Origin of the sequence: Clostridioides sp. ZZV15-6388 (genome assembly GCF_020657755.1) — a bacterium.
Classification (GTDB): Bacteria; Bacillota; Clostridia; order Peptostreptococcales; family Peptostreptococcaceae; genus Clostridioides.
Genome location: NZ_JAGWCU010000028.1, coordinates 1 through 26891 on the forward strand (window position 1 = coordinate 1; position 26891 = coordinate 26891).

Here is a 26891-nt window from a genome sequence, read left to right on the forward strand (position 1 = left end):
ACAATTTGGAATCCATAAAGTAGTAAAAGGTTTAAAAGGTTTTAGTTCAAGAGTATTAAGAGAAAATTTCCAACATTTAAAGTCTAGTATGCCTAGTATGTGGACTAATAGTTATTTCGTAGGAACTATTGGCTCTGTAAGTTTAGAAGTAGTTAAACAATACGTAGAGAATCAACAAGTTAGGAGCAAGAAAAAATGATAAAAACTCATAGAGTAAAATTAAACTTAACTAGAACACAATTTGAATTAGTAAGGGAAAAACAAATAGAGAGTGCTAATTGTTGAAATCATATAGTTAGCTTATCCAAAGAATACTATTTTGAACATAAACAATGGATAAAAAAGAATGATATACAAAAGATAATCAAAGGTAAATACAATCTACATAGTCAAACTATACAAGCAATATCAGATAAATTTGATGCTAATAGAAAAACTATTTCAGAGTTAAGAAAGAAAGGTAATACCAAGGCAAAGTATCCATATAAAACCAAGAAATTTTATATAATACCATTCAAGGCTAGTGCAATAAATATCAATGCTAAAGGTAACTTAAAGTTATCAATGTCAAAAGGTAGATATTTAGAGTTAGATTTTAATATTGAAAATATAAAGACTGCTGAAATAGTATGGCGAAACGGATATTATTTGTATTATACATTTGATGATGGAATCATTAATCCAACACCGCAAGGTAACAACACTGTAGGTGTAGACTTAGGAGAAATACATTCGATAGCTAGTATAACTAATGAAGGTATCGGACTTATAATATCCAATAGAGAAGGTAGAAGTATTAAGCAATTTAGAAATAAGATGTATGCTTATATCTCTAAAAGATTAAGTAGATGCAAAAAAGGTAGTAGACAATATAAGAGATTATGGAAATTAAAAAACACTATTAGAACTAAAACAGATAACCAATTAATAAATTTATACCACCAAACAACTAGAAAGTTTATAAACTTTTGTGTAGAGCAACAAGTATGTGAAATAGTTTTAGGAGATATAAAAGGGATTGAGAAAAATACAAAAAAGAAGAAAAGATTAAATAGAATTAATAGACAAAAAATATCTCAAATGGAGTATGGTCGCATTAAAGACTATATTAAATATAAGGCTAAAGAGAAAGGTATTGAAGTTAAGCTAGTTAAAGAAAACTACACATCTCAAACTTGCCCAAAGTGTTCTAAAAAACACAAACCAACTGGTAGAACTTATAGCTGTACTTGTGGTTATAAAACTCATAGAGATATAGTTGGTGCATGGAATATTTTAAATAAAAAACATAAATATAATTTAGTTAATTTTAGTATAAACCATAAGCAACCTATTAATTTAAAAGTATCTACAATATAAGGTAGTAGTGTCGAAGACACCGTCCAAGTAGCTTGGCTTTGTAACCTCCTATGATTCTATCGTTTAGATAATATTAAGTCGTTAGCCACCAAGAATCCCCTTGCTTTAGCTATGGGGAGTGTGTCAATCTGTAAAAACATGTATAGATGATAGCTATCTTCATGTAAAAAAAGAGGATAGAAGTGAATTACTTTTGATTAAAAAATAGCTACGCACACTCGTGACTTTAGCCATGAGTTAGTAGCTAAAATAGTCAGTATATAGGGAAACTTATATGTAGAGATAGGATAGAACCTATCCAATACTACTTGAATTGCTGGAAACCCCTAAAGCTAACCAAACTAAAACATAAGGATGAAATAAAACCTAAGTGTGAAAGTTATGAAAGTAGAAAAAATTCATAAGAGAACTGCATAGGTAGTAGCGAACTTATGTGAACGACAACCTCAAAAATGATAAAAGTTAAGATTTGCGGTTCTTATATGTGTTATTTAAAAACAAATATAAAAACCTTTAAAAAACTTATTTTAAATAATTACACATGTTAATATTATGATGAGTGATGAAAAATGGAAGTGACTCTAGGATATGTATATTTAGTACCATATAGTATGGTGTGTAAAATATAGACATCCAGTATTAACAAATGAAATTGAAGAAGATTTAATTAATATAATCAGAAAAAACGAGTAAAGTGAGGTGGTAATAGTGGAAAAAGCTTATAAGTTTAGAATGTATCCAAATAAAAAACAGCAAGAGTTAATTAACAAAACTTTTGGATGTTGTAGATTTGTATATAATAAATATCTTGCTAAAAGAATAGAAGTTTATGAAAATGATAAAGAAACTTTTACTTATAAACAGTGCAGTTCTGATTTGACTAATTTAAAAAAAGAATTAGAGTGGCTTAAAGAACCTGACAAATTTTCACTATAAAACACCTTAAAAGAGCTAGAAAACTCATATAAAAAATTCTTTAAAGAAATAGAAGATTTACAAGTAAAGAATATGACTAGAAATCGTAAACTATCTCGTTTAATTTCTGATGTGTCATGGTCAGAATTTGTTCGTCAATTAGAATACAAGGCTAATTGGTATGGTAGACAAATTGTAAAGGTAGGTAAATTCTTTGCAAGTTCACAAATATGCAATAAATGTGGGTACAAAAACGAGGAAATTAAGAATTTAAATATAAGAGAATGGATTTGTCCTTGTTGTAATGTAACTCACGATAGAGATATAAATGCAAGTAAAAATATACTAAAAGAAGGATTAAGACTAATAACAGTTTAAAATAGATAACTTATTTAAGAACCGTAGGAACTACGGGGATAGCCTGTGGAGAATTGGCAAGACATATTTTAGTATGCAAAATTCTATGAAGCAGGAACCCTGTGACTTTAGTTATGGGAGGTTCAGAATAAACATTTATGAATAGTTATAAATGATACCTTTAATTTTTAGAAAATGATTAAAAGAAAGATTTATGAAATTAAACCTAGTATTTTCTGATATAATAAACATGTGTATTTTTAAATAAAAAGGATATTATTATTAAGTTTGATTAAAAATAAACTTGCAAAACAATGTACTAGTTTAATATTATAGTTATATTGAATAAAATATCAGGAGGAAGTAAAAATGAATGTAAGAGTAAGATTTGCACCAAGTCCAACAGGATTTGTACATATAGGTAGTTTAAGAACTGCTTTATATAACTATTTATTTGCAAAAAAAATGGGCGGAGAATATATATTAAGAGTAGAAGATACAGACCAAAGTAGATTAGTAGAAGGTGCTATAGAGAATATGCTTAATGCTATGAAATGGGCTGGTGTTAATCATGATGAGGGTGTTATATTAGATGATAATGGAAAAGTAATACAAAAAGGAGAATATGGACCATATATTCAATCTCAAAGATTAGATATATATCAAGAATATATAAAACAACTTTTAGATAGTGGAAAGGCTTACTACTGTTTCTGCACAAAGGAAAGATTAGATGAAGTAAGAGATGCTCAAAAGGCAGCAGGAGAAACTGCTAAATATGATGGTCACTGCAAAAAACTTTCTAAAGAAGAGATAGAAGCTAATATAAAAGCAGGAGTACCATATGTTATAAGATTAAAATTACCAGAAAATCATATAATTAAGTTTACAGATTTAGTTAGAGGAGACATGGAATTCAATACTAATGATTTAGATGACCAAGTTTTAATGAAAACAGATGGATTCCCAACTTATCATTTTGCAGTAGTGGTAGATGATTATTTAATGAAAATTACACATGTTATAAGAGGCGAAGAGTGGGTATCATCTACTCCAAAGCATGTTTATTTATATGAAGCATTTGGATGGGAAGCACCAGTATTCGTACATTTACCAAATATACTTAATAAAGAAAAGAAAAAATTGAGTAAGAGACAAGGTGATGTAGCAGTTGAAGATTTTAAGAAAAAAGGATATTTACCAGAAGGATTAGTAAACTATGTAGCACTAGTTGGTTGGTCTCCAGAAGATAATCAAGAGTTATTTACAATGGAAGAATTAGAAAAAGCTTTCTCTGTGGAAAGAGTATCTAAAAGTGGAGGAGTATTCGATACTGAAAAGTTAAACTGGGTTAATCAACATTATATAAAAGATGGTGATGATGCTTACTTAACGGATTTAGCTATACCGTTCTTAATAGAAGATGGATTTATAACAGAAGCAGAAGCTACTAGTAAGTATGAATTTTTAAAGAGTATGATATCAGTACTTAAAGAAAAATTACAATATGTAAAAGAAGTTACTGAGCATGCGAGTATATTCTTTGGAGATAAGGTAGAGGTAGAAACTGAAGAAGGAAGTGACTTCTTAAAATTAGAACACATATCTACTTTAATAGATGCCCTACAAGAAAAAATAGCAAAAGCAGAAATATTAAATGCTGAGTTTGGTCAAGCAATGCTTAAAGAGATACAAAAAGAGTATAAAATAAAAGGAAAAAATTTATTTATGGGCTCAAGAATAATTTTGACAGGACAAATGCATGGCCCAGATTTACCAAAAGTAATGGAAGTTTTAGGAAAAGAAACTTGCTTAAATAGAATAGCTTATGTAAAAAATCATATATTATAGTCATAAAAGTCCGCTAATTTAGATGCGGACTTTTTTTGTGTTAGTATTTGGTGAAAATATATGGCTAACAAAATGAAGGTATTTAGGTCAATAAATTTAATATATAAAAAGCAAAGCAAAAATATAAATAATAAACTAATAAAAATATTAAGCATAGAAGAAGGTAATCTATTATTTTAGTTTGATTTAATTATTAAGGGGGTAATTACTATGTATAGTAATATTGATGATGTTAAAAAGGAATTAAAGGAGCTATGCTTAGAATATGTTACAATTTTAGAAAAGTTAAAAGACGAAAAAATGATTACAGAAGAGACTTTTGAAAAGTGTTCTTCTCAAAAAAAGATATTTTTAGAGGAACAATAGAAAATAGTGATAATATTATTATGTAATTTGAAGGATAGTATGAAAAATGATAGTAGTACTATTATTTATTGCAATTTTCAACTATAATATAATATATGATGTTAAGAAAATAATTTATAAAAATACAGTGAGGTGATGAGTGTGAAAGTTTATAATACATTAACTAGAGCAAAAGAAGAATTTGTTCCATTAGAAGAAGGAAAGGTAAAAATGTATGTGTGTGGTCCAACAGTTTATAACTATATCCACATAGGTAATGCAAGACCATTTATAATATTTGATACTCTAAGAAGGTATTTAGAGTATAGAGGATATGACGTAACTTATGTACAAAACTTTACAGATGTTGATGATAAGATTATAAATAGAAGCCACGAAGAAGGAATATCTCCAGAAGAAGTTGCTACTAAATACATAAAAGAGTATTTTGTAGATTGTGATGGATTAGGAATTAAGAGAGCTACTGTTCATCCTCAAGTTACAGATAATATACAACAAATTATAGATTTTATAAAAGAATTAGAAGATAAAGGATATGCATATGCAGTAAATGGCGATGTCTATTTTGATACAAATAAATTTGAAGGATATGGAAAACTTTCAGGCCAAAAACAAGAAGATTTAGAGGCTGGAGCTAGAATTGAAGTTAATGACCAAAAAAGACATCCTATGGACTTTGTTCTTTGGAAAGCAAAAAAAGAAGGAGAGCCAGGATGGGAGAGTCCTTGGGGAGAAGGTAGACCAGGATGGCATATAGAATGTTCTGTTATGTCTAAGAGATACTTAGGTGAGACAATTGATATACATGCAGGTGGTCAAGATTTAACATTCCCACACCATGAAAACGAAATAGCACAAAGTGAAGCTAGAAGTGGAAAAACATTCTCGAAATATTGGATGCATAATGGATATATAAATATAAATGATGAAAAAATGAGTAAATCAAAAGGTAATTTCTTTACAGTAAGAGATATATCAAAGCTATATGATTTAGAAATAGTGAGATTTTTCATGTTATCAGCACATTATAGAAATCCAGTAAACTTTAGTGATGAAATGTTAAACCAAGCTAAAGCTGGTCTTGAAAGATTATATAATACTAAAGAAAAATTAGAGTTTACATTAAGTAATTTAAAAGAATCATCTCTAACAGAAAAAGAAGTAGAACTTGTTAAAGAATTAGATAACTTTAGACAAAGATTTATAGATGCTATGGATGATGATGTTAATACAGCAGATGCAGTAAGTATTATATTTGAGTTGGCTAAGTTGATAAATTCTAATGTAGACGAAAACTCTTCTTTAGAGTTAGCTAAGAAATGTTTAGATGAATTTAATGAGCTTACAGGAGTATTAAATATTGTAAATAAGAAAAAGGATACTGTGTTAGATAAAGACATTGAAGAATTAATACAAAAGAGAACTGACGCAAAGAAAAATAAAGAATTCCAATTAGCAGATGATATAAGACAACAATTATTAGATATGGGAATTGTACTAGAAGACACAAGACAAGGTGTTAAGTGGAAAAGGGTATAAAAATGGAAAAAACTGAATTAGTTACTATGTCACCACTAGTTTTAGCATATTTAGGTGATACAGTGTATGAGACATATATAAGAGAACACTTGATTAGACAAAATACACAGCGAAAAGTTAATGATTTGCATAAGTTAGCCATAAAGTATGTAAAGGCTAAAGCTCAAGCATCAATAATTCATGAAATCGAAAGTGAATTAACAGAGGAAGAGAGTAAAATTTATAAAAGGGGAAGAAATCAAAAATCAAACACTTCTCCTAAAAATGCAGATATTATAGACTATAAACATGCAACTGGATTTGAAGCATTAGTTGGATATTTGTATTTGAATAATGAAATAGAGAGACTTCAATATATTATCAATAAAGGAATCAAAATTATTGAAAGAGATATGTAAATATTAAAGAGTGTTGTCTTAATAATAATTAATAAGGCAACACTTTTTTTATAACTAATGTATAATAAATATATAGAAATTAGTAATAAGAAAGGACGAAAATTTATGAAAGTAAAATTAATATCACATACACCTGAACCCGAAAAAGTAATAGCTATGGCAGCTAAATTATGCTATTCACCAGTTGGGACAGACGAAATAGAAAAAGACTTAACAGAAGAAAGTATAGAAAAATTTTTAAATATGTTATTAAATATAGGGCATGGTTCAATATTAGAGCATGCATCTTTTACGTTTTCAATAGAAGGTATTTCAAGAGCTTGTTCGCATCAAATTGTTAGACATCGTATAGCTAGTTTTTCACAACAAAGTCAAAGATATGTTAAACTAGACCAATTTGAGTACATAATTCCTCCTGAAATAGAAAAAATAGAAAAAGCAAAAGAGTTATTTGTCAACTCAATGAAAAAGGACCAAGAGGATTATGACAAATTAGTGGAGATATTATTTGATAAGCATTATAATGACTTAATAAAAGAAGGAAAAAATGAGAAAACAGCAAAGAGACAAGCTGAGAAAAAAGCAATAGAAGATGCTAGATATGTATTTCCAAATGCATGTGAAACAAAAATGGTATTTACTATAAACGCTAGAAGTTTATTTAATTTCTTTGAACATAGATGTTGTGAAAGAGCACAATGGGAAATAAGAAACTTAGCTGTAGAAATGTTAAGAGAAGTTAAAAAAGTTGCTCCTATATTATTTAAAAAGACTGGTCCAAGCTGTGTAAATGGAAGTTGTCCAGAAGGAACTATGACTTGTGGTGACATAGTTCAAGTTAGAGAAAAATTTAAATCCTTGTAGGTGGTGAATAGTTTGGCAAGTATTGAAGGAAGAAATCCTGTAATAGAAGCTATAAAGAGTGATAGAGAGATAGATAAAATATTAATTGCAAACTCAGCTAAAGAAGGTTCAATTAAGAAAATAATAGGAATGGCAAAAGAAAAGAATATAATTATACAATATGTTGATAAACATAAGTTAGATGAAGTAAGCACAAGTCATTCTCATCAAGGTGTAATAGCTTATGCAAGTGAATATAAGTATTATGAATTAGATGAGTTAATAGACTCAGTAAAAAGTAAAAATGAAGACCCATTTTTTATTATACTAGATGAAATAACAGACCCACATAATCTAGGTTCAATAATAAGGACAGCAGATGCAGTAGGAGCACATGGAGTTATTATCCCAAAAAGAAGGTCTGTGCACATAACTCCTGTAGTTACAAAAGCTTCTGCTGGAGCTGTAGAGTATATGCCAGTTTGTAAGGTAACCAATATAGTCAATACAATAAAAAGACTGAAGGATGAGGGGCTGTGGATTGCAGCTGCTGATATGGATGGAGAAACTTTTTATAAACAAAATCTTACAGGACCTCTAGGTGTAGTAATTGGAAGTGAAGGTTTTGGAATATCTAGATTGGTTAAACAAAACTGTGACTTTATAGTAAAAATGCCCATGATAGGTAATGTTACATCTTTAAATGCATCTGTAGCAGGTGGTATACTTTTATATGAAATATTCAGACAAAGACTGGATAAAAAGTAAATAAGTATGAGAAGAAACATAAATCACTACTTAATAATAGATGGCTATAATATTATAAATGCGTGGGATAATTTAAAAGAACTGGCTAAAGAGGATTTAGAAGATTCTCGAGAAAAACTTATTGATGATATTATAGAATTCTCTGAGTTTATGGGATATAAGACTATAATAGTTTTTGATGCTTATAATGTTAAGAATTCCCGAGAAAAAGTTGAAAAAAGAAAACACATAACAATAGTTTATACAAGAGAGCACCAAACAGCAGATAGTTATATAGAAAAATTTATAACTTCTCTATCAAAATATGATGATGTAAAAGTAGCTACTAATGACTATGCAGAGCAACAAATGATTTTAGGAAAAGGTGCTATGAGAATGTCTGCTAGAGAATTAAAGTTAGAATTAGATCGTTCCAAGAATAAAATGAAGGAAAAAAATAGCGGTTTAAGGAAAAAAATTCAGCGAAATTGGTTGGAGGAAAGGTTAGATGAAGAAACATTGTCGAAACTTGAGAACATTCGTAGAAAGCGTTGAAATTACTAGGTTCTTTAGACTATAATATACCTATAAATTTGTTTTATATATGGGGGAGATTTACATGTTGGTAGCAAAAGAAAAAAGTTATGAGTTAATAGACAATTGTCAGCAAGATGAGTATAACATTGTATTAAAAGCAAGTGAAGGGGATAAGATAGCACTAGAGTATATTATTACCAAATACAGAAATTTTGTAAAGGCAAAAGCAAAGTCATATTTTTTAATTGGAGCAGATAAAGAAGATATAATACAAGAAGGAATGATAGGCCTTTATAAGGCAGTTAGAGATTTTGATGGAAGTAAGACAAATTCATTTAAATGTTTTGCAGAGATATGTATAACAAGACAAATAATAACTGCTATAAAAACTGCAACAAGACAAAAACATATACCTTTAAATTCATATGTTTCTTTGAATAAACCAATATATGATGAAGAGTCAGACAGAACACTTTTAGATATAATAGCTACAAGTATAGTAACAGATCCAGAAGAACTTATAATTAGTAAAGAAGAATTAAAAAATATAGAATCAAAGATGAACGAATTATTAAGCGACTTGGAATTAGAAGTCCTAGAATTGTATTTGAATGGAAAGTCATACCAGTTCATAGCGGACAAACTTAAAAGAGATGTAAAGTCAATAGATAACGCTTTACAAAGGGTTAAGAGAAAATTAGAAAAACATCTTGAAAACAGAAATGATTAATAGTAAAATACTTACCATAAGCTTATTGTGAGCAAAATTAATTTATATCGAAAGATAAGGGAGGAAATTCAAAATGGCTAAAGCTAAATACGAAAGAACAAAACCTCATGTTAATATAGGGACAATAGGACACGTTGACCACGGTAAAACTACATTAACAGCAGCAATAACAAAAACATTATATGACAGATACCAATTAGGAGAAGCTGTAGATTTCGCAAATATAGATAAAGCTCCAGAAGAAAGAGAAAGAGGAATCACAATATCAACAGCACACGTTGAGTATGAAACTCCAAATAGACACTACGCACACGTTGACTGCCCAGGACATGCTGACTACGTTAAGAACATGATAACAGGAGCAGCTCAAATGGACGGAGCAATATTAGTTTGTTCAGCAACAGATGGACCAATGCCACAAACAAGAGAGCATATACTATTATCAAGACAAGTTGGTGTACCATATATAGTAGTATTCTTAAACAAATGTGACATGGTAGATGACGAAGAGTTATTAGAACTAGTAGAAATGGAAGTAAGAGATTTATTAACAGAATATGATTTCCCAGGAGAGGATACTCCAATAATAAGAGGATCAGCATTAATGGCATTAGAAGATCCAAAGAGCGAATGGGGAAATAAAATAGTAGAATTATTTGAGCAAATAGATGAATATATACCAGCACCAGAAAGAGATACTGACAAACCATTCTTAATGCCAGTAGAAGACGTATTCTCAATCACAGGAAGAGGAACAGTTGCAACAGGAAGAGTGGAAAGAGGAGTATTAAAAGTACAAGACGAAGTAGAATTAGTAGGATTAACAGAAGCACCAAGAAAAGTAGTAGTAAAAGGAGTAGAAATGTTCAGAAAATTATTAGACAAAGCACAAGCAGGGGATAATATAGGAGCATTATTAAGAGGAGTACAAAGAAACGAAATAGAAAGAGGACAAGTACTAGCAAAAACTGGATCAGTAAAAGCACACACAAAATTTACTGCAGAAGTATATGTACTTAAAAAAGAAGAAGGTGGAAGACATACACCATTCTTTGATGGATATAGACCACAATTCTATTTCAGAACAACAGATGTAACAGGAGCTTGTAAGTTACCAGATGGAATAGAAATGGTAATGCCTGGAGATAACGTAACAATGGAAGTAGACTTAATAAACTCAATAGTTGTAGAAGAAGGATTAAGATTCTCAATAAGAGAAGGTGGAAGAACAGTAGCTTCAGGAGTTGTTGCTACAATAATCGAGTAATTCTTTTTACTAAACTGATGGATTAAAGAATAATAAAAAGAGGGGTTATGCTCCTCTTTTTTTAACATAGAAATACAAAAACATTGACACAGCATAGGATTTTGTGATAACTTATACAAGGTAATGATTATAGGAAGTTAATAATATCTTGAATACTGTAGATTTTTAATAAATACATATTTTAAAGATATTATATTCACATATATTAACAATATATATTATTGTATTACAAAGTTGGAGGTGTATCAGATGAGAGTTAAAGTAACTTTAGCATGTACAGAGTGTAAGCAAAGAAACTACAACACTACTAAGAATAAGAAAAACAATCCAGACAGAATAGAATTACAAAAATATTGTAGATTCTGTAAAAAGCATACAACTCATAAAGAAACAAAATAGTTTTATAAGGATGTGAGTATGGAATGGCTGCCCAAACAAATGACGGTGCAAAAACTAAAAAGAGATTCAGTTTATTTGGTTATTTAAAAGAAACTAAACAAGAATTGAAAAGAGTTACATGGCCGACAAAAAAAGAATTGTTTAAAAACACAGGTATAGTTTTAACTGTAGTTATTTCATGCACTATATTAGTATGGGGTATAGACACTATATTATCTGGTGCACTAGCGTTATTACTAAAATAGACGAAAAGAGGTAAGTTAAATGTCAGAATTACAAGAAGCAAGTTGGTATGTAGTTCATACTTATTCGGGACATGAAAATAAAGTTAAAGCTACAATAGAAAAAGCAGTTAAAACAAGAAGTATGGAAGACTGCATAAGACAAGTAGTTGTTCCAACAGAAGAAGTAGTGGAAACTACTAAAACTGGAAAAGAGAAAACTAGACAACGTAAAGTTTATCCAAGTTATGTTTTGGTTAAAATGATAATAACTGATGAATCTTGGTATGTAGTAAGAAATACTAAGGGAGTTACAGGTTTCGTTGGACCTGGTTCAAAACCAGTACCATTAAGTGAAGATGAAGTTAAAGCTATGGGCATAGATACAACTGACCCTAAAGTAGTAAATAGTGATATTGACTTTGAAATAGGGGATACAGTAAAGGTATCTCAAGGACCATTTAGTGGACAAGTAGGAAACATAGAAGAAATTGACGTAGAAAACAGAGAAGTTAAAGTGTGCATAAATGCATTTGGTAAAAGGACTCTATTTGTAATAGAGCTTGAAGGTATAGAAAAAATCTAATACTATTATTATAGAAAAATCTGAGGAGGTGCGCTCAAAATGGCTAAAAAAGTTATAGGTCAAATAAAATTACAAATACCTGCAGGAAAGGCTACTCCAGCGCCACCAGTTGGACCAGCATTAGGACAACATGGTGTTAATATAATGGGATTCACAAAAGAATTTAATGCTAAAACTGCAGATCAAGCTGGAATGATAATACCAGTTGTTATAACTGTATATCAAGATAGATCATTCAGTTTTATAACAAAAACTCCACCAGCTGCAGTTTTAATTAAAAAAGCATTAAATTTAAAATCAGGTTCTGGAGAACCAAACAAAAAGAAAGTTGCTAAAATAACTTCAGCTCAAGTAAGAGAAATAGCTGAATTAAAAATGCCTGACTTAAATGCTGCATCAGTAGAAGCTGCTATGAGTATGATAGCTGGTACTGCTAGAAGCATGGGTGTTGTAGTAGAAGACTAAGATACACTTTTTTTTATAAAGTGGGAGGCGAAAAGCCGAGATTAACCACAAGGAGGAAAATAAAATGGCTAAAAAAGGTAAAAGATATGCAGGTGCATTACAAAAAGTAGATAGAACTAAATTCTATGATGCATCAGAAGCATTAACATTAGTTTCAGATATAGCTGGAGCTAAATTTGACGAGACAGTAGAAGCACACATTAAATTAGGTGTTGACTCAAGACATGCTGATCAACAAGTAAGAGGTGCAGTTGTATTACCTCACGGAACTGGTAAAACTAAGAGAGTTTTAGTTTTTGCTAAAGGTGAAAAAGCTAAAGAAGCTGAACAAGCTGGTGCTGACTTTGTAGGAGCTGAAGAATTAGTTCAAAAAATACAAGGTGAAAACTGGTTTGATTTTGATATAGTAGTTGCTACTCCAGATATGATGGGTGTAGTAGGTAGATTAGGTAGAGTATTAGGACCTAAAGGTTTAATGCCAAACCCTAAATCAGGAACAGTTACATTTGATGTAGCTAAAGCTATAGATGAAATAAAAGCTGGTAAAGTTGAATACAGATTAGACAAAACTAACATAATACACGTTCCAGTAGGAAAAGTATCATTTGGTGGAGAAAAATTATCTGAAAACTTTGCTGCATTAATGGATGCTATAATAAAAGCTAAACCAGCTGCTGCTAAAGGGCAATATTTAAGAAGTATAACTGTAGCTTCTTCAATGGGACCTGGAGTTAAAATAAACCCAGCAAGAACAGCTGAATAATAAAACTGTTGACACAGGTTGACAAAAGTGTTATTATATCATTTGTCAATGTAAAAAAGAATAGATTTGCCGTAGATAGTGGGTGCAAAAGCTTAATATCCCACCGAGGTTTTAGATAAATTGAGATTACTAAAGCTTTTGATGTCTACTTTTGGCAACAAAAGCTTTTTATAATGTTGCGGTAAATACTAAGCCTATTTGGTGAAGGAGGTGCACATCTAGATGAGAAAAGCTATAGAAATTAAATCAGAAGTTGTTTCTGAAATAGTTGAAAAGTTACAAAAATCTTCTGCTGCGGTTGTTGTAGATTACAAAGGATTAACAGTTGAAGAAGTAACTGAGTTAAGAAAACAAATGAGAGAAGCTGGTGTAGATTACAAAGTATATAAAAATACTTTAGTTAGAAGAGCAGCTAAAGAAGTTGGTATAGAGCAATTCAATGAAGAATTATTAATTGGTACTAATGCTATAGCATTTGGATATGATGATCCAGTTGCTCCAGCTAGAATATTAAAAGGATTCATGGATTCTCATCCAAAGATGAAATTAAAGATGGGTGTTGTAGAAGGTGTATTCTATGACGAAGCTAAGATTGTTGAAATGGCTAACATACCATCAAGAGAAGTTCTTATCGCTAAATTACTTGGTAGCTTAAAAGCTCCAATATCAAACTTTGCATACTTAATAGATGCAATAGCGAAAAAGGCAGAAGGTCAAGAAGAAGCTTAATTGCTTAACTAAAAAATTATAAATATTAATTTGAAAAGAAAATTCGGAGGTGCTAAAAATGACAATAGAACAAATATTAGAAGCTATAGAAAATATGAAAGTTTTAGAATTAAATGAATTAGTTAAAGCTGCTGAAGAAAAATTCGGCGTTTCAGCTTCAGCTCCAGTAATGGTAGCTGGTGCAGCTGCTGGTGGACCAGCTGCTGAAGAAAAAACTGAGTTTGATGTAGTATTAGCTGAGGTTGGTTCTTCAAAAGTTGGAGTTATAAAAGCAGTTAGAGAAATAACAGGATTAGGATTAAAAGAAGCTAAAGAAGTAGTTGACAATGCTCCTAAGACAGTTAAAGAAGGAGCTTCTAAAGAAGAAGCTGATCAAATAAAAGAAAAATTAGAAGCTGCTGGAGCTAAAGTAGAAGTTAAGTAGTTTCTTTAAAAAGATACCCATTTGGGTATCTTTTTTTATTTATAGAAAATTGTAAATAAAATATTTCTACAAAATAAAAAAAATTTATATAATAGTATTAAATTAAGGGTATCATATAGTGTGTAATGATATTTTAATTTAATACTATTAAAGAATATGTTTTTTACTATGTCAAACACAGACGTTAAATTAAAATATAAACAATTATTGTAATATGCACATATAAGGTGATATAATAAAAGGAAAAATATATAAAACTACATATTATTTTAAAAAATTACAAAAGTACTTTAAAAATAAAATGTAATAAATAATTAATTAACAAATATAAATTTAAAATGAGTTAAATACTTCTAAAAATCGAAATATGTAGATTTCAAGAAACGCATTTAAGGAGGAGTTAATAATGGAAAAATTACAAGGGAAAGTTGCAGTGGTTACTGCAGCAACTAAAGGTATTGGATTAGCATCAGCTGAAATATTGGCACAAAATGGAGCAGTTGTATATTTAGCAGCTCGTTCAGAAGAATTGGCTAATGAAGTTATAGATAGAATAAGTGCAGAAGGTGGTTGTGCTAGGTTTGTTTATTTTAATGCCCGTGAAGAAGAAACATTTACTTCAATGATAGAAGATGTAGTTAAAAAAGAAGGCAAGATAGATATACTTGTAAATAATTTTGGTTCGACAAATCCTTCACTTGATAAAGACCTTTTAACTGGAGATACAGATAATTTCTTTGATACAGTAAATACTAATTTAAAAAGTGTATATTTACCATGTAAAGCTGCTATTCCTCATATGATAAAGAATGGTAAGGGAAGTATAATAAATATATCTAGTATAGGTTCAGTATTACCTGACCTATCTAGAATAGCTTACTGTGTATCAAAAGCATCAATCAACTCATTAACTCAAAATATAGCAACACAATATGCAAAAGATAATGTTAGATGTAATGCTGTACTTCCAGGTCTTATTGCAACCAAAGCTGCTTTAGATAATATGTCTCCAGAATTTATAAAGGAGTTTCTAAAGCATGTTCCTTTAAATCGCATAGGGAAGCCAGAAGACATAGCAAAAGCTGTTTTATTCTATGCTAGTGATGATTCATCCTTTATAACAGGAGACTTACTTGAAGTAGCTGGAGGTTTTGGTTTACCTACACCACAGTTTGCAGATAATATATTAGGATAATTATATTACTAATATATAGTAAAAATAAAAAACTTAATTATAGTAGAAATTCTATTTTTATAAAGACTGTAGATATAATTTATGATGGAAATAGTTTAAGATTTAAAACTCCAGATTAAATTCATTTATGGTCTTTATTTTGTATATTTAACAGATTTTATATAAATACAATTATTTACTAGTACTTATTTATGAAATTATAATTAAATATGGGTATAGTAAAGGAATGTAACTTTTTATAGAAAATTACACCGATAAATGAAAAAATTGGATTTTATATTGAAGAATTGTACATAATACATAATATATGCTTAAAATAATTTACAAAAAATCAAAAATAATGCATAGTTTACATATAAGATAAAAAATATATTGAAAAATACTTGACATTATGCTAAAATTATTAGATGCGTTAGAATGAACTATTGTTTTATTTTTAATTATTGAGAGGTGAAAAGTGAATGCCACATCCTGTCACGATAGGTAAAAGAACTAGAATGAGCTTTTCTAAAATTAAGGAAATAGCTGATGTGCCAAATCTTATAGAAATTCAAGTAGATTCCTATGAGTGGTTTTTAAAAGAAGGTTTAAAAGAAGTGTTTGATGATATTTCACCAATAGAAGATTATACTGGTAATCTTATATTGGAATTTGTTGACTACTCTTTAGACGATAAACCAAAGTACGATATAGAAGAGTGTAAAGAGAGAGATGCTACATATTGTGCACCTCTAAAAGTTAAGGTAAGACTTATAAATAAAGAAACAGGCGAAATAAAAGAACAAGAAGTATTTATGGGTGACTTCCCTTTAATGACAGAAAGAGGAACTTTCGTTATAAATGGGGCAGAAAGAGTTATCGTAAGTCAATTAGTTAGATCTCCTGGTGTTTACTATGCGGAAGAGAGAGATAAAACAGGTAAGAGATTAATTTCATCTACTGTAATTCCTAATAGAGGAGCATGGTTAGAATATGAAACAGATTCTAACGATGTAATATCTGTAAGAGTTGATAGAACAAGAAAACAACCAGTTACAGTTTTACTTAGAGCTTTAGGAATAGGGACAGATGCAGAAATAATTGACCTTTTAGGAGAAGACGAAAGATTATCTGCTACATTAGAAAAAGATAATACTAAGACAGTAGAGGAAGGTCTTGTTGAGATATATAAAAAATTAAGACCAGGTGAACCACCTACTGTAGAAAGTGCATCATCTTTACTAAATGCTTTATTCTTTGATCCAAAGAGATATGATTTAGCAAAAGTTGGTAGATACAAATTTAATAAAAAACTTGCTTTATGCTATAGAATTATGAATAGAATTTCAGCAGAAGACATAATAAATCCTGAAACAGGAGAAGTATTTGTAAAAGCTGGAGAAAAAATAAGCTATGAGTTAGCTAAAGATATACAAAATGCAGGTATAAATGTAGTAAATCTATTAATGGATGATGATAAGAAAGTTAGAGTTATAGGAAATAATTTTGTAGACATTAAGTCTCATATTGATTTTGACATAGATGATTTAAACATAAAAGAAAAAGTGCATTATCCAACATTAAAAGAAATTTTAGATGGATATAGTGACGAAGAAGAAATAAAAGAAGCTATAAAATCAAGAATTAAAGAACTTATACCAAAACATATATTATTAGACGATATAATAGCTTCAATAAGTTATGAATTCAATATCTTCTATAATATAGGAAATATTGATGATATAGACCATTTAGGAAATAGAAGAATAAGATCTGTAGGAGAATTATTACAAAATCAAGTTAGAATTGGTCTTTCAAGAATGGAAAGAGTCATAAAAGAAAGAATGACAGTTCAAGATATGGAAGCTATAACGCCTCAAGCGTTAGTTAACATAAGACCAGTTTCAGCTGCAATAAAAGAATTCTTCGGTAGTTCTCAGTTATCTCAGTTCATGGATCAAACAAATCCTTTATCTGAGTTAACACATAAGAGAAGACTATCAGCTCTTGGACCTGGAGGTCTTTCAAGAGAAAGAGCTGGATTCGAAGTGCGTGACGTTCACCATTCACACTACGGTAGAATGTGTCCGATAGAGACTCCAGAAGGGCCAAATATCGGTCTTATAAACTCTCTTGGAACTTATGCAAAAATAAATGAGTTTGGATTTATAGAATCACCATATAGAAAATTTGATAAAGTAACATCAACAGTTACTGATGAGATACATTATTTAACTGCTGATGAAGAAGATTTATTCGTAAGAGCTCAGGCAAATGAGCCATTAACAGACGATGGTAAATTCGTAAACCATAGAGTTGTTTGTAGAACTGTAAATGGTGCTGTTGAAATGGTTCCTGAAAGCAGAGTAGACTATATGGATATATCTCCTAAGCAGGTTGTATCTGTAGCCACTGCTATGATACCTTTCTTAGAAAATGATGACGCCAACCGTGCCCTTATGGGAGCGAACATGCAACGTCAGGCAGTGCCTCTAGTTAGAAGAGAAGCACCAATTATAGGAACTGGTATAGAATATAGAGCTGCAAAAGACTCTGGAGCAGTTGTTGTTGCTAGAAATTCTGGTATAGCAGAAAGAGTAACAGCAGATGAGATAATTATAAAAAGAGAAGATGGAAACAGAGATAGATATAATCTACTTAAATTTAAACGTTCAAACTCAGGTACTTGTATAAATCAAACACCTATAATAACTAAAGGTGAGCAAATAATGCAAGGAGATGTTATAGCAGACGGTCCAGCAACTGATTTAGGAGAAGTAGCACTTGGAAGAAACTGTCTTATAGCATTCATGACTTGGGAAGGTTATAACTACGAAGATGCCATATTAATAAATGAAAGATTAGTTAAAGAAGATAGATTATCAACAATTCATATAGAAGAATATGAATGTGAAGCTAGAGATACAAAACTAGGACCAGAGGAAATAACTAGAGATATACCTAATGTTGGAGATAGTGCAATTAAGAACTTAGATGACAGAGGTATAATAAGAATAGGTGCAGAAGTAGATTCAGGAGATATATTAGTTGGTAAAGTAACTCCAAAAGGAGAAACTGAACTTACTGCTGAGGAAAGATTACTTCGTGCAATATTTGGTGAAAAGGCTAGAGAAGTTAGAGATACTTCACTTAAAGTACCTCATGGTGAATCTGGTATAATAGTTGATGTAAAAGTATTTACTAGAGAAAATGGAGATGATTTATCTCCAGGAGTAAATGAATTAGTAAGATGTTATATAGCTAAAAAGAGAAAAATAAAAGTTGGAGATAAAATGGCTGGTCGTCATGGTAATAAAGGGGTTATCTCAAGAATATTACCAGAAGAAGATATGCCATTCATGGAAAATGGAACTCCACTAGATATAATACTTAACCCACAAGGTATACCATCACGTATGAACATCGGTCAGGTTTTAGAGGTTCATTTAGGACTTGCTGCTAAGACTTTAGGATGGTATGTTGCAACATCAGTATTTGATGGTGCCAATGAGTATGATATAATGGATGCTCTTGAAGAAGCTGGATATCCTAGAGATGGTAAATTAACTTTATATGATGGTAGAACAGGTGAAACTTTTGATAATAGAATAACTGTTGGATATATGTACTACTTAAAACTACATCATTTAGTTGATGAAAAACTACATGCAAGAAGTACTGGACCATACTCATTAGTTACTCAACAGCCACTAGGTGGTAAAGCACAATTTGGTGGACAAAGATTTGGAGAGATGGAGGTTTGGGCTCTAGAAGCATATGGAGCTGCTCATATACTTCAAGAAATACTTACTGTCAAGTCTGATGATGTTGTAGGTCGTGTTAGAACTTACGAAGCCATAGTTAAAGGTGAAAACATACCTGAACCAGGAATCCCAGAATCATTTAAGGTTCTTATAAAAGAACTTCAAAGTTTATGCTTAGATGTAAAAGTATTAACAGATGAAGATCAAGAAATAGAAGTAAGAGAATCTGTAGATGAAGATGACACAATAGGTGAATTTGAACTAGATGTTGTAAATAACATGGGAGAAGTTGAAGAAAGTAATATAATAGAAGAAATTGAAGATGATTTTACGGAAACCGTAGAAGATGAGGATATAGAGAATTTAGAAGAATTTGCTGAAGAAGATTTATTTGAAGAAGAAATAGACTTTGTTGGTGATGACTTTGATGTGTAAATTTAATTAATGTAAATCTCAAATAGAAGGGAGAGAACTCCTTGTTTGAATTAAACAATTTCGAGTCGATAAAAATAGCATTGGCTTCTCCAGAAAAAATAAGACAATGGTCTAGAGGAGAAGTTAAAAAGCCAGAAACTATAAATTACCGTACTTTAAAACCAGAAAAAGATGGTCTTTTCTGTGAAAGAATATTTGGACCACAAAAAGACTGGGAGTGTCATTGTGGTAAATATAGAAGAGTTAGATACAAAGGTGTAGTTTGTGATAGATGTGGAGTAGAAGTAACTAAATCAAAAGTAAGAAGAGAAAGAATGGGACATATAGAGCTAGCAGCTCCTATGTCTCACATCTGGTACTTTAAAGGTATACCAAGTAGAATGGGACTTTTACTTGATATGTCACCAAGATCATTAGAAAAAATACTATATTTTGCTTCATATGTAGTAGTTGATCCAGGAGAAACTGGATTGAATGAGAAGCAGTTATTGACAGAAAAAGAGTATAGAACTGCTCTTGAAAAATACGGATATACTTTTACTGTAGGTATGGGTGCTGAAGCTGTAAAGATATTGTTACAAAACATAGATTTAGAGCAACAAAGCAAAGACTTAAGAGCGGAATTAAAAGACAGTACAGGACAAAAGAAAGTTAGAACAATAAGAAGATTAGAAGTTGTAGAAGCATTTAAAAAATCTGGGAATAAACCAGAATGGATGATTTTAGATGCAATACCAGTAATACCACCAGATTTAAGACCAATGGTACAACTTGATGGTGGAAGATTTGCAACTTCAGACTTAAATGATTTATATAGAAGAGTTATAAACAGAAATAATAGACTTAAGAGATTACTAGAGCTTGGAGCTCCAGATATAATTGTAAGAAATGAAAAAAGAATGCTTCAAGAAGCAGTTGACGCATTAATAGATAATGGTAGAAGAGGTAGACCTGTAACAGGGCCTGGAAATAGACCACTTAAGTCTTTATCAGATATGTTAAAGGGTAAACAAGGTCGTTTCCGTCAAAACTTACTTGGTAAGCGTGTTGACTACTCAGGACGTTCTGTTATAGTTGTTGGACCAGAACTTAAATTCTATCAATGTGGTCTTCCAAAGAAAATGGCACTAGAACTATTCAAGCCATTTGTTATGGATAAACTAGTTAAAGAAGGATATGCACATAATATAAAAAGTGCAAAATCTATAGTAGAAAAAGTTAAGCCAGAAGTTTGGGATGTTTTAGAAGATGTTATAAAAAGCCATCCAGTTCTTCTTAACCGTGCGCCGACTCTACATAGATTAGGTATACAAGCATTTGAACCAATTTTGGTTGAAGGTAAAGCTATAAAGCTACATCCTCTTGTATGTACAGCTTACAATGCAGACTTCGATGGAGACCAAATGGCGGTTCATGTACCTTTATCAGTAGAAGCACAAGCAGAAGCAAGATTTTTAATGCTTTCTGTAAACAACATTCTTGCTCCTAAAGATGGTTCTCCTATAACTACTCCATCTCAGGATATGGTTTTAGGTTGTTATTATCTAACAATAGAAGCACAAGATGATGCTAAAGGAACAGGAATGGTATTTAAAGATTTTAATGAACTATTACTTGCTTATTACAATAAATCAGTTCATCTACATGCCTTAGTAAAACTAAAAGTAACTCTTGAAGATGGAAGAAGCTCATTAGTTGAAAGTACAGTTGGTAGATTTATATTTAATGAAAGTATACCTCAAGATTTAGGATTTGTAGATAGAAATGAAAACCCATTTGCTCTTGAAGTTGACTTCTTAGCAGATAAAAAATCTCTAGGTAAAATAATAGATAAGTGCTTTAGAAAACATGGAAATACAGAAACAGCTGAATTACTAGATTATATAAAATCTCTAGGATTTAAATACTCTACATTAGGTGGTATAACAGTTGCTGTTGCTGATATGAGTGTTCCAGAAGAAAAGAAAGTATTTATAGCTGAGGCAGAAGCAAAAGTTGATAAATATGAAAAAGCATACAGAAGAGGTTTAATCTCTAATGAAGAAAGATATGAAAAAGTTATAGAGACATGGACAGAAACAACTGATAAGGTTACTGATGCTCTTATGGGTGGACTAGATAGATTAAACAATATATATATAATGGCACATTCAGGAGCCAGAGGTTCTAAAAATCAAATTAGACAGTTAGCAGGTATGCGTGGTCTTATGGCCAATGCATCTGGTAAAACAGTTGAGATACCAGTTAAATCTAATTTCCGTGAAGGTTTATCAGTACTTGAATACTTTACATCTTCACATGGTGCCAGAAAAGGTCTTGCCGATACAGCTATACGTACAGCTGAATCTGGATACTTAACAAGAAGACTTGTTGATGTAAGTCAAGATGTTATTGTAAGAGAAGTAGATTGTGGAACAGAAGATACTACAGAAATTTATGCTATAAAAGAAGGAAATGAAGTTATAGAAGAGATATATGATAGAATTGTAGGAAGATATACTATAGACCCTATATTAAATCCTGAAACTGGTGAAGTTATAGTTGAAGCTGATGCTATGATACAAGAAGATGAAGCAGAAACTATAGTAGCTTTAGGAATTGAAAAAATTAGGATAAGAACAGTTCTTAACTGTAAAACTAATCATGGAGTTTGTTCTAAGTGCTATGGTAGAAACTTAGCTACAGGAAAAGAAGTTAATATAGGTGAAGCAGTTGGTATAATAGCAGCTCAATCTATAGGTGAGCCGGGTACTCAGCTTACAATGCGTACATTCCATACTGGAGGGGTTGCAGGAGCCGATATAACTCAAGGTCTTCCAAGGGTTGAAGAATTATTTGAAGCTAGAAAACCAAAAGGTTTAGCTGTAATAACTGAAGTATCTGGTAGAGTTGAAATAGATGAAACTGGAAAGAGAAAAGAAGTAAATGTAATACCAGAAGAAGGCGAAACTCAAACATATGTGATACCATATGGTTCTAGATTAAAAGTTAAGCAAGGACAGATATTAGAAGCTGGAGATCCTTTAACACAAGGATTTATAAATCCTCATGATATAGTAAGAGTAAAAGGTGTTAAAGGTGTTCAAGAATATATAGTTAAAGAAGTTCAAAGGGTTTATAGACTTCAAGGGGTTGATGTTAACGATAAGCATATAGAAGTTATAGTAAGACAAATGCTATCTAAAGTTAAAGTTGAAGACCCAGGAGATACAGATTTATTACCAGGTGGATATGAAGATGTATTAACATTTAATAGATGTAACGAAGAAGCTATAGCTAAAGACTTAAGACCAGCAGTTGCTAAAAGAGTATTACTTGGTATAACTAAAGCATCTCTTGCAACTGATTCATTCTTATCAGCAGCTTCATTCCAGGAAACAACAAGAGTATTAACAGAAGCTGCAATAAAAGGTAAAGAAGATCACCTAATAGGGCTTAAAGAGAATGTTATATTAGGTAAACTAATACCAGCAGGAACAGGAATGAAGAAATATAGAAATATAGCTGTTGAAAAAATTGAAGATTAATGGCAGATAGAGTAAAGAAATCTTGACAACCATTATTTGTGGTGTTAAAATAGTAAAGTGTGTTGTTTAAAAGTACACTAAGGGCTTATATGAGCTCTTAGTGACTTTTAAATGGCAATAAACAAAAACTAAAAGCATCAAGCTAGAAAAATGCTAATATCACATATTCATGTGTTATAGACATTAAATTGTAAGTAACAAATGTTACAATCAGTCAGTATGAGTATTCATATTGATGTAGTTGGCGGTCACTGATAAGATCGAAAATTTGGAAGGAGGTGCAGATGATGCCAACAATTAACCAATTAGTTCGTAAAAGTAGAAAAGCAGTTGAAAAGAAATCTACTGCTCCAGCATTACAAAAAGGTTACAACTCTTTAAACAAGAAAGTAACTGACGCTAGTGCTCCACAAAAAAGAGGGGTTTGTACTTCAGTAAAAACAGTTACTCCTAAGAAACCTAACTCAGCTTTAAGAAAAGTTGCCAGAGTTAGATTAACTAATGGTATAGAAGTTTCTGCTTATATACCAGGAGAAGGACATAACTTACAAGAGCATAGTGTTGTTCTTATAAGAGGCGGAAGAGTAAAAGACCTTCCAGGGGTTAGATACCATATACTAAGAGGTACTTTAGATACAGCAGGTGTTGATAAGAGAAGACAATCAAGATCTAAGTATGGTGCTAAGAAACCTAAGGACGCTAAAAAATAAAAACAATTAATGATTGATTATAGTTCGGTGCTTTAAATATATAGATATTTATGGCATCACGGCATTAAATGATTTATGTCGAGTACCTATGATTTAAGTTAAATAATTAAGGAGGGAAGCGAAATGCCAAGAAAAGGTAATGTTCCAAAGAGAGAAGTTTTACCAGATCCTATGTATGGGAGTAAGGTAGTTACTAAATTAATAAATAATTTAATGGTAGACGGAAAAAAAGGAAAGTCTCAAACAATAGTTTATGATGCTTTCACAATTATTGCTGAAAAAACAGGAGAAGATGCTTTAGAAGTATTTAATAAGGCAATGGATAATATAATGCCTGTTTTAGAAGTAAAAGCAAGAAGAGTTGGTGGGGCAAACTACCAAGTACCAATCGAAGTTAGACCTGAAAGAAGACAAACATTAGGTTTAAGATGGTTAGTAAAATATACTAGAGCTCGTGGAGAAAAAGGAATGGTTGATAAATTAGCTAAAGAAATAATGGACGCAGCTAACAACACAGGAGCTTCAGTTAAGAAAAAAGAAGATACTCATAAAATGGCAGAAGCTAATAAAGCATTTGCTCATTATAGATGGTAGGATATATAGATATCTTATAAAATTGAGGATATCATAAGGAGGATAACCATGGCTAGAAAGTTTCCTTTGGAAAGAACTAGGAATATAGGAATCATGGCTCATATAGATGCAGGGAAAACTACTACTACAGAAAGAATCCTGTTTTATACTGGGCAAACTCATAAGATAGGAGAAACTCATGAAGGGGCTTCTCAAATGGACTGGATGGAGCAAGAAAAGGAAAGAGGTATAACAATAACTTCTGCCGCTACTACTGCTTCATGGAAAGACCATAGAATAAATATAATAGATACTCCTGGACACGTGGACTTCACAGTTGAAGTTGAAAGATCTCTAAGAGTTCTTGACGGTTCAGTTGCTGTATTCTGTGCAAAAGGTGGAGTTGAACCTCAATCTGAGAATGTATGGAGACAAGCTGAAACTTATGGAGTACCTAGAATAGCTTTTGTAAATAAAATGGATATATTAGGTGCAGATTTCTACAATGTTGTAAGCATGATGAAATCTAGATTAAATTCTAATGCAGTTCCTATGCAATTACCAATAGGTAAAGAAGATTCATTTATAGGTATAATAGACTTATTAAAAATGGATGCTGTTATATACAAAGACGACTTAGGTGTTGAAATGGAAGAAACAGACATACCAGAAGATATGAAAGAATTAGCTACAGAGTGGAGAGAAAAATTAGTTGAAGCAGTAGCTGAAACTGATGAAGAGTTAATGATGAAATATCTTGAAGGTGAAGAACCTACTATAGATGAATTAAAAGTTGCTATAAGAAAAGCTACTATAGCTTGTGAAATGAACCCAGTTTTCTGTGGTACAGCTTATAGAAACAAAGGTGTTCAGTTAGTAATAGATGCAGTTTTAGATTACTTACCAGCACCAACTGATATAGCAGCTATAAAAGGTATATTGGAAGATGGAGAGGAAGCTGAAAGACATTCTTCTGATGAAGAGCCATTCTCTGCATTAGCATTCAAAATAATGACTGACCCATTTGTTGGAAAACTAGCGTTCTTCAGAGTTTACTCTGGAACATTAGAATCTGGTTCTTATGTTTTAAATGCAACTAAGAATAAGAGAGAAAGAATTGGTCGTATACTACAAATGCATGCCAATACAAGAGAAGAAATAACTAAAGTTTATGCTGGAGATATAGCAGCAGCAGTAGGATTAAAAGATACTACTACTGGAGACACATTATGTGATCCTGCTAATCCAATAATACTTGAATCTATGGAATTCCCTGAGCCAGTTATATCTGTTGCTATAGAACCAAGTTCTAAAGCAGCTCAAGAAAAAATGGGTATAGCTCTTCAAAAATTAGCTGAAGAAGACCCAACTTTCACAGTTAAAACTGACCAAGAAACAGGACAAACTATAATATCTGGTATGGGTGAATTACACTTAGAGATAATAGTAGATAGATTATTAAGAGAATTTAAAGTAGAAGCTAAAGTTGGTGCTCCACAAGTTGCATACAGAGAAACTATAACTCAACCAGTTGATGTTGAATACAAGTACTCTAAGCAATCAGGTGGTAGAGGACAATATGGTCACGTTAAGATTAGAGTTGCTCCTCAAGAGCCAGGTGAAGGATACAAATTCACAAACAAAACTGTTGGTGGATCTGTACCAAAAGAATATGTTGGTCCAGTTGACATGGGTATACAAGGAGCTATGCAATCTGGTATAGTTGCTGGATATCCAGTTGTAGACGTTGCTGTTGAGTTATATGATGGTTCTTACCATGAAGTTGACTCTTCTGAGATGGCGTTCAAGATGGCTGGTTCAATGGCATTTAAAGATGCTATGAAGAAAGGTAATGCAGTTCTTTTAGAGCCTTACTTCAAAGTAGAAGTTGTTACTCCAGAAGATTACATGGGAGATGTTATGGGTGACTTAAACTCAAGAAGAGGATTAATCCAAGGAATGGAAGCAAGAAGTGGTGCACAAGTTATAAATGCATTTGTTCCACTTTCAGAAATGTTTGGATACTCTACAGACCTAAGATCTTCAACTCAAGGTCGTGCAACTTATACAATGATATTCGATCACTATGAACAAGTTCCAGCTTCAGTTGCTAAAAAGATAGCTGAAGGAAAATAATTTAAAAATTAATTAATAATATAAATATAAAAAATAATCAGCAAGACGAGACCTGTCTCGTCTTGCACAAGATAAA

Annotated in this window: 25 protein-coding genes, 1 pseudogene and 1 other annotated feature; all 26 genes and pseudogenes read left to right on the forward strand. The window is 31.3% G+C overall.

Going from position 1 to position 26891, the window contains the following annotated elements; genetic code table 11:
• On the forward strand, positions 1–199 hold a 199-nt coding region (tnpA, locus tag KGF48_RS14980), incomplete at its 5' end, for an IS200/IS605 family transposase (RefSeq protein ID WP_227868215.1).
• 92 nt (positions 200–291) lie between these two features.
• Positions 292–1359 (forward strand): transposase, encoded by a 1068-nt coding sequence (locus tag KGF48_RS14985; RefSeq protein WP_227868218.1) that lies wholly within the window; start codon positions 292–294, stop codon positions 1357–1359.
• 606 nt (positions 1360–1965) lie between these two features.
• The gene (locus tag KGF48_RS20740; protein ID WP_227841315.1) at positions 1966–2052 is read left to right on the forward strand and encodes a transposase; all 87 of its coding nucleotides are present in this window, start codon (positions 1966–1968) and stop codon (positions 2050–2052) included.
• A 6-nt stretch (positions 2053–2058) separates the two neighbouring features.
• Positions 2059–2652: pseudogene (locus KGF48_RS14995) on the forward strand (RNA-guided endonuclease TnpB family protein).
• 348 nt (positions 2653–3000) lie between these two features.
• Entirely contained in the window at positions 3001–4482 is a 1482-nt protein-coding gene (gltX, locus tag KGF48_RS15000) for a glutamate--tRNA ligase (protein ID WP_227841312.1), read from the forward strand.
• A 210-nt stretch (positions 4483–4692) separates the two neighbouring features.
• The gene (locus tag KGF48_RS15005; protein WP_003421202.1) at positions 4693–4848 is read left to right on the forward strand and encodes a hypothetical protein; all 156 of its coding nucleotides are present in this window, start codon (positions 4693–4695) and stop codon (positions 4846–4848) included.
• Positions 4849–4989: 141 nt separating this feature from the next.
• Positions 4990–6387, forward strand: a complete 1398-nt coding sequence (gene cysS, locus KGF48_RS15010) for a cysteine--tRNA ligase (RefSeq protein WP_227483629.1) — start codon at positions 4990–4992, stop codon at positions 6385–6387.
• Between the two features lie 2 nt (positions 6388–6389).
• The gene (locus tag KGF48_RS15015; RefSeq protein ID WP_227830458.1) at positions 6390–6785 is read left to right on the forward strand and encodes a ribonuclease III domain-containing protein; all 396 of its coding nucleotides are present in this window, start codon (positions 6390–6392) and stop codon (positions 6783–6785) included.
• 105 nt (positions 6786–6890) lie between these two features.
• The gene (gene thyX, locus KGF48_RS15020) at positions 6891–7649 is read left to right on the forward strand and encodes an FAD-dependent thymidylate synthase (protein WP_227841314.1); all 759 of its coding nucleotides are present in this window, start codon (positions 6891–6893) and stop codon (positions 7647–7649) included.
• Positions 7650–7661: 12 nt separating this feature from the next.
• Positions 7662–8396: a 23S rRNA (guanosine(2251)-2'-O)-methyltransferase RlmB gene (rlmB, locus tag KGF48_RS15025; protein ID WP_227830460.1), complete on the forward strand. Its 735-nt coding sequence runs from the start codon at positions 7662–7664 to the stop codon at positions 8394–8396.
• A gap of 6 nt (positions 8397–8402) precedes the next feature.
• Positions 8403–8930, forward strand: a complete 528-nt coding sequence (locus KGF48_RS15030; RefSeq protein ID WP_227437059.1) for an NYN domain-containing protein — start codon at positions 8403–8405, stop codon at positions 8928–8930.
• Positions 8931–8994: 64 nt separating this feature from the next.
• On the forward strand, positions 8995–9642 hold the full coding sequence (sigH, locus tag KGF48_RS15035) for an RNA polymerase sporulation sigma factor SigH (protein ID WP_227437057.1): 648 nt from the start codon (positions 8995–8997) through the stop codon (positions 9640–9642).
• Positions 9643–9715: 73 nt separating this feature from the next.
• Entirely contained in the window at positions 9716–10909 is a 1194-nt protein-coding gene (gene tuf, locus KGF48_RS15040; protein ID WP_227868216.1) for an elongation factor Tu, read from the forward strand.
• Positions 10910–11158: 249 nt separating this feature from the next.
• On the forward strand, positions 11159–11308 hold the full coding sequence (gene rpmG / locus KGF48_RS15045) for a 50S ribosomal protein L33 (RefSeq protein WP_003421192.1): 150 nt from the start codon (positions 11159–11161) through the stop codon (positions 11306–11308).
• 23 nt (positions 11309–11331) lie between these two features.
• Positions 11332–11553 (forward strand): preprotein translocase subunit SecE, encoded by a 222-nt coding sequence (gene secE, locus KGF48_RS15050; protein WP_227437053.1) that lies wholly within the window; start codon positions 11332–11334, stop codon positions 11551–11553.
• Between the two features lie 19 nt (positions 11554–11572).
• The gene (gene nusG / locus KGF48_RS15055) at positions 11573–12115 is read left to right on the forward strand and encodes a transcription termination/antitermination protein NusG (protein ID WP_227830405.1); all 543 of its coding nucleotides are present in this window, start codon (positions 11573–11575) and stop codon (positions 12113–12115) included.
• 39 nt (positions 12116–12154) lie between these two features.
• On the forward strand, positions 12155–12580 hold the full coding sequence (rplK, locus tag KGF48_RS15060; RefSeq protein ID WP_054268674.1) for a 50S ribosomal protein L11: 426 nt from the start codon (positions 12155–12157) through the stop codon (positions 12578–12580).
• Between the two features lie 64 nt (positions 12581–12644).
• Positions 12645–13343 (forward strand): 50S ribosomal protein L1, encoded by a 699-nt coding sequence (gene rplA, locus KGF48_RS15065; protein WP_227437049.1) that lies wholly within the window; start codon positions 12645–12647, stop codon positions 13341–13343.
• Between the two features lie 51 nt (positions 13344–13394).
• Positions 13395–13523 (forward strand) — a sequence feature (ribosomal protein L10 leader region).
• Positions 13524–13565: 42 nt separating this feature from the next.
• Positions 13566–14072: a 50S ribosomal protein L10 gene (gene rplJ, locus KGF48_RS15070; RefSeq protein WP_227437047.1), complete on the forward strand. Its 507-nt coding sequence runs from the start codon at positions 13566–13568 to the stop codon at positions 14070–14072.
• A gap of 58 nt (positions 14073–14130) precedes the next feature.
• Entirely contained in the window at positions 14131–14496 is a 366-nt protein-coding gene (rplL, locus tag KGF48_RS15075) for a 50S ribosomal protein L7/L12 (RefSeq protein WP_021382505.1), read from the forward strand.
• A 406-nt stretch (positions 14497–14902) separates the two neighbouring features.
• Entirely contained in the window at positions 14903–15691 is a 789-nt protein-coding gene (locus KGF48_RS15080; RefSeq protein ID WP_227830406.1) for an SDR family NAD(P)-dependent oxidoreductase, read from the forward strand.
• A 461-nt stretch (positions 15692–16152) separates the two neighbouring features.
• Positions 16153–19869, forward strand: coding sequence for a DNA-directed RNA polymerase subunit beta (locus KGF48_RS15085; RefSeq protein ID WP_227830407.1), 3717 nt, complete (start codon positions 16153–16155; stop codon positions 19867–19869).
• Between the two features lie 41 nt (positions 19870–19910).
• The gene (gene rpoC / locus KGF48_RS15090) at positions 19911–23396 is read left to right on the forward strand and encodes a DNA-directed RNA polymerase subunit beta' (protein WP_227841120.1); all 3486 of its coding nucleotides are present in this window, start codon (positions 19911–19913) and stop codon (positions 23394–23396) included.
• Positions 23397–23683: 287 nt separating this feature from the next.
• Positions 23684–24106 carry a 30S ribosomal protein S12 gene (gene rpsL, locus KGF48_RS15095; protein ID WP_227437039.1) on the forward strand — a complete coding sequence of 141 codons (423 nt, stop codon included), beginning with the start codon at positions 23684–23686 and terminating at the stop codon, positions 24104–24106.
• A gap of 123 nt (positions 24107–24229) precedes the next feature.
• Positions 24230–24700, forward strand: coding sequence for a 30S ribosomal protein S7 (gene rpsG / locus KGF48_RS15100; RefSeq protein ID WP_227830409.1), 471 nt, complete (start codon positions 24230–24232; stop codon positions 24698–24700).
• A 48-nt stretch (positions 24701–24748) separates the two neighbouring features.
• Positions 24749–26815 (forward strand): elongation factor G, encoded by a 2067-nt coding sequence (gene fusA, locus KGF48_RS15105; protein ID WP_227437035.1) that lies wholly within the window; start codon positions 24749–24751, stop codon positions 26813–26815.
• The last annotated feature ends 76 nt before the right edge of the window (positions 26816–26891 follow it).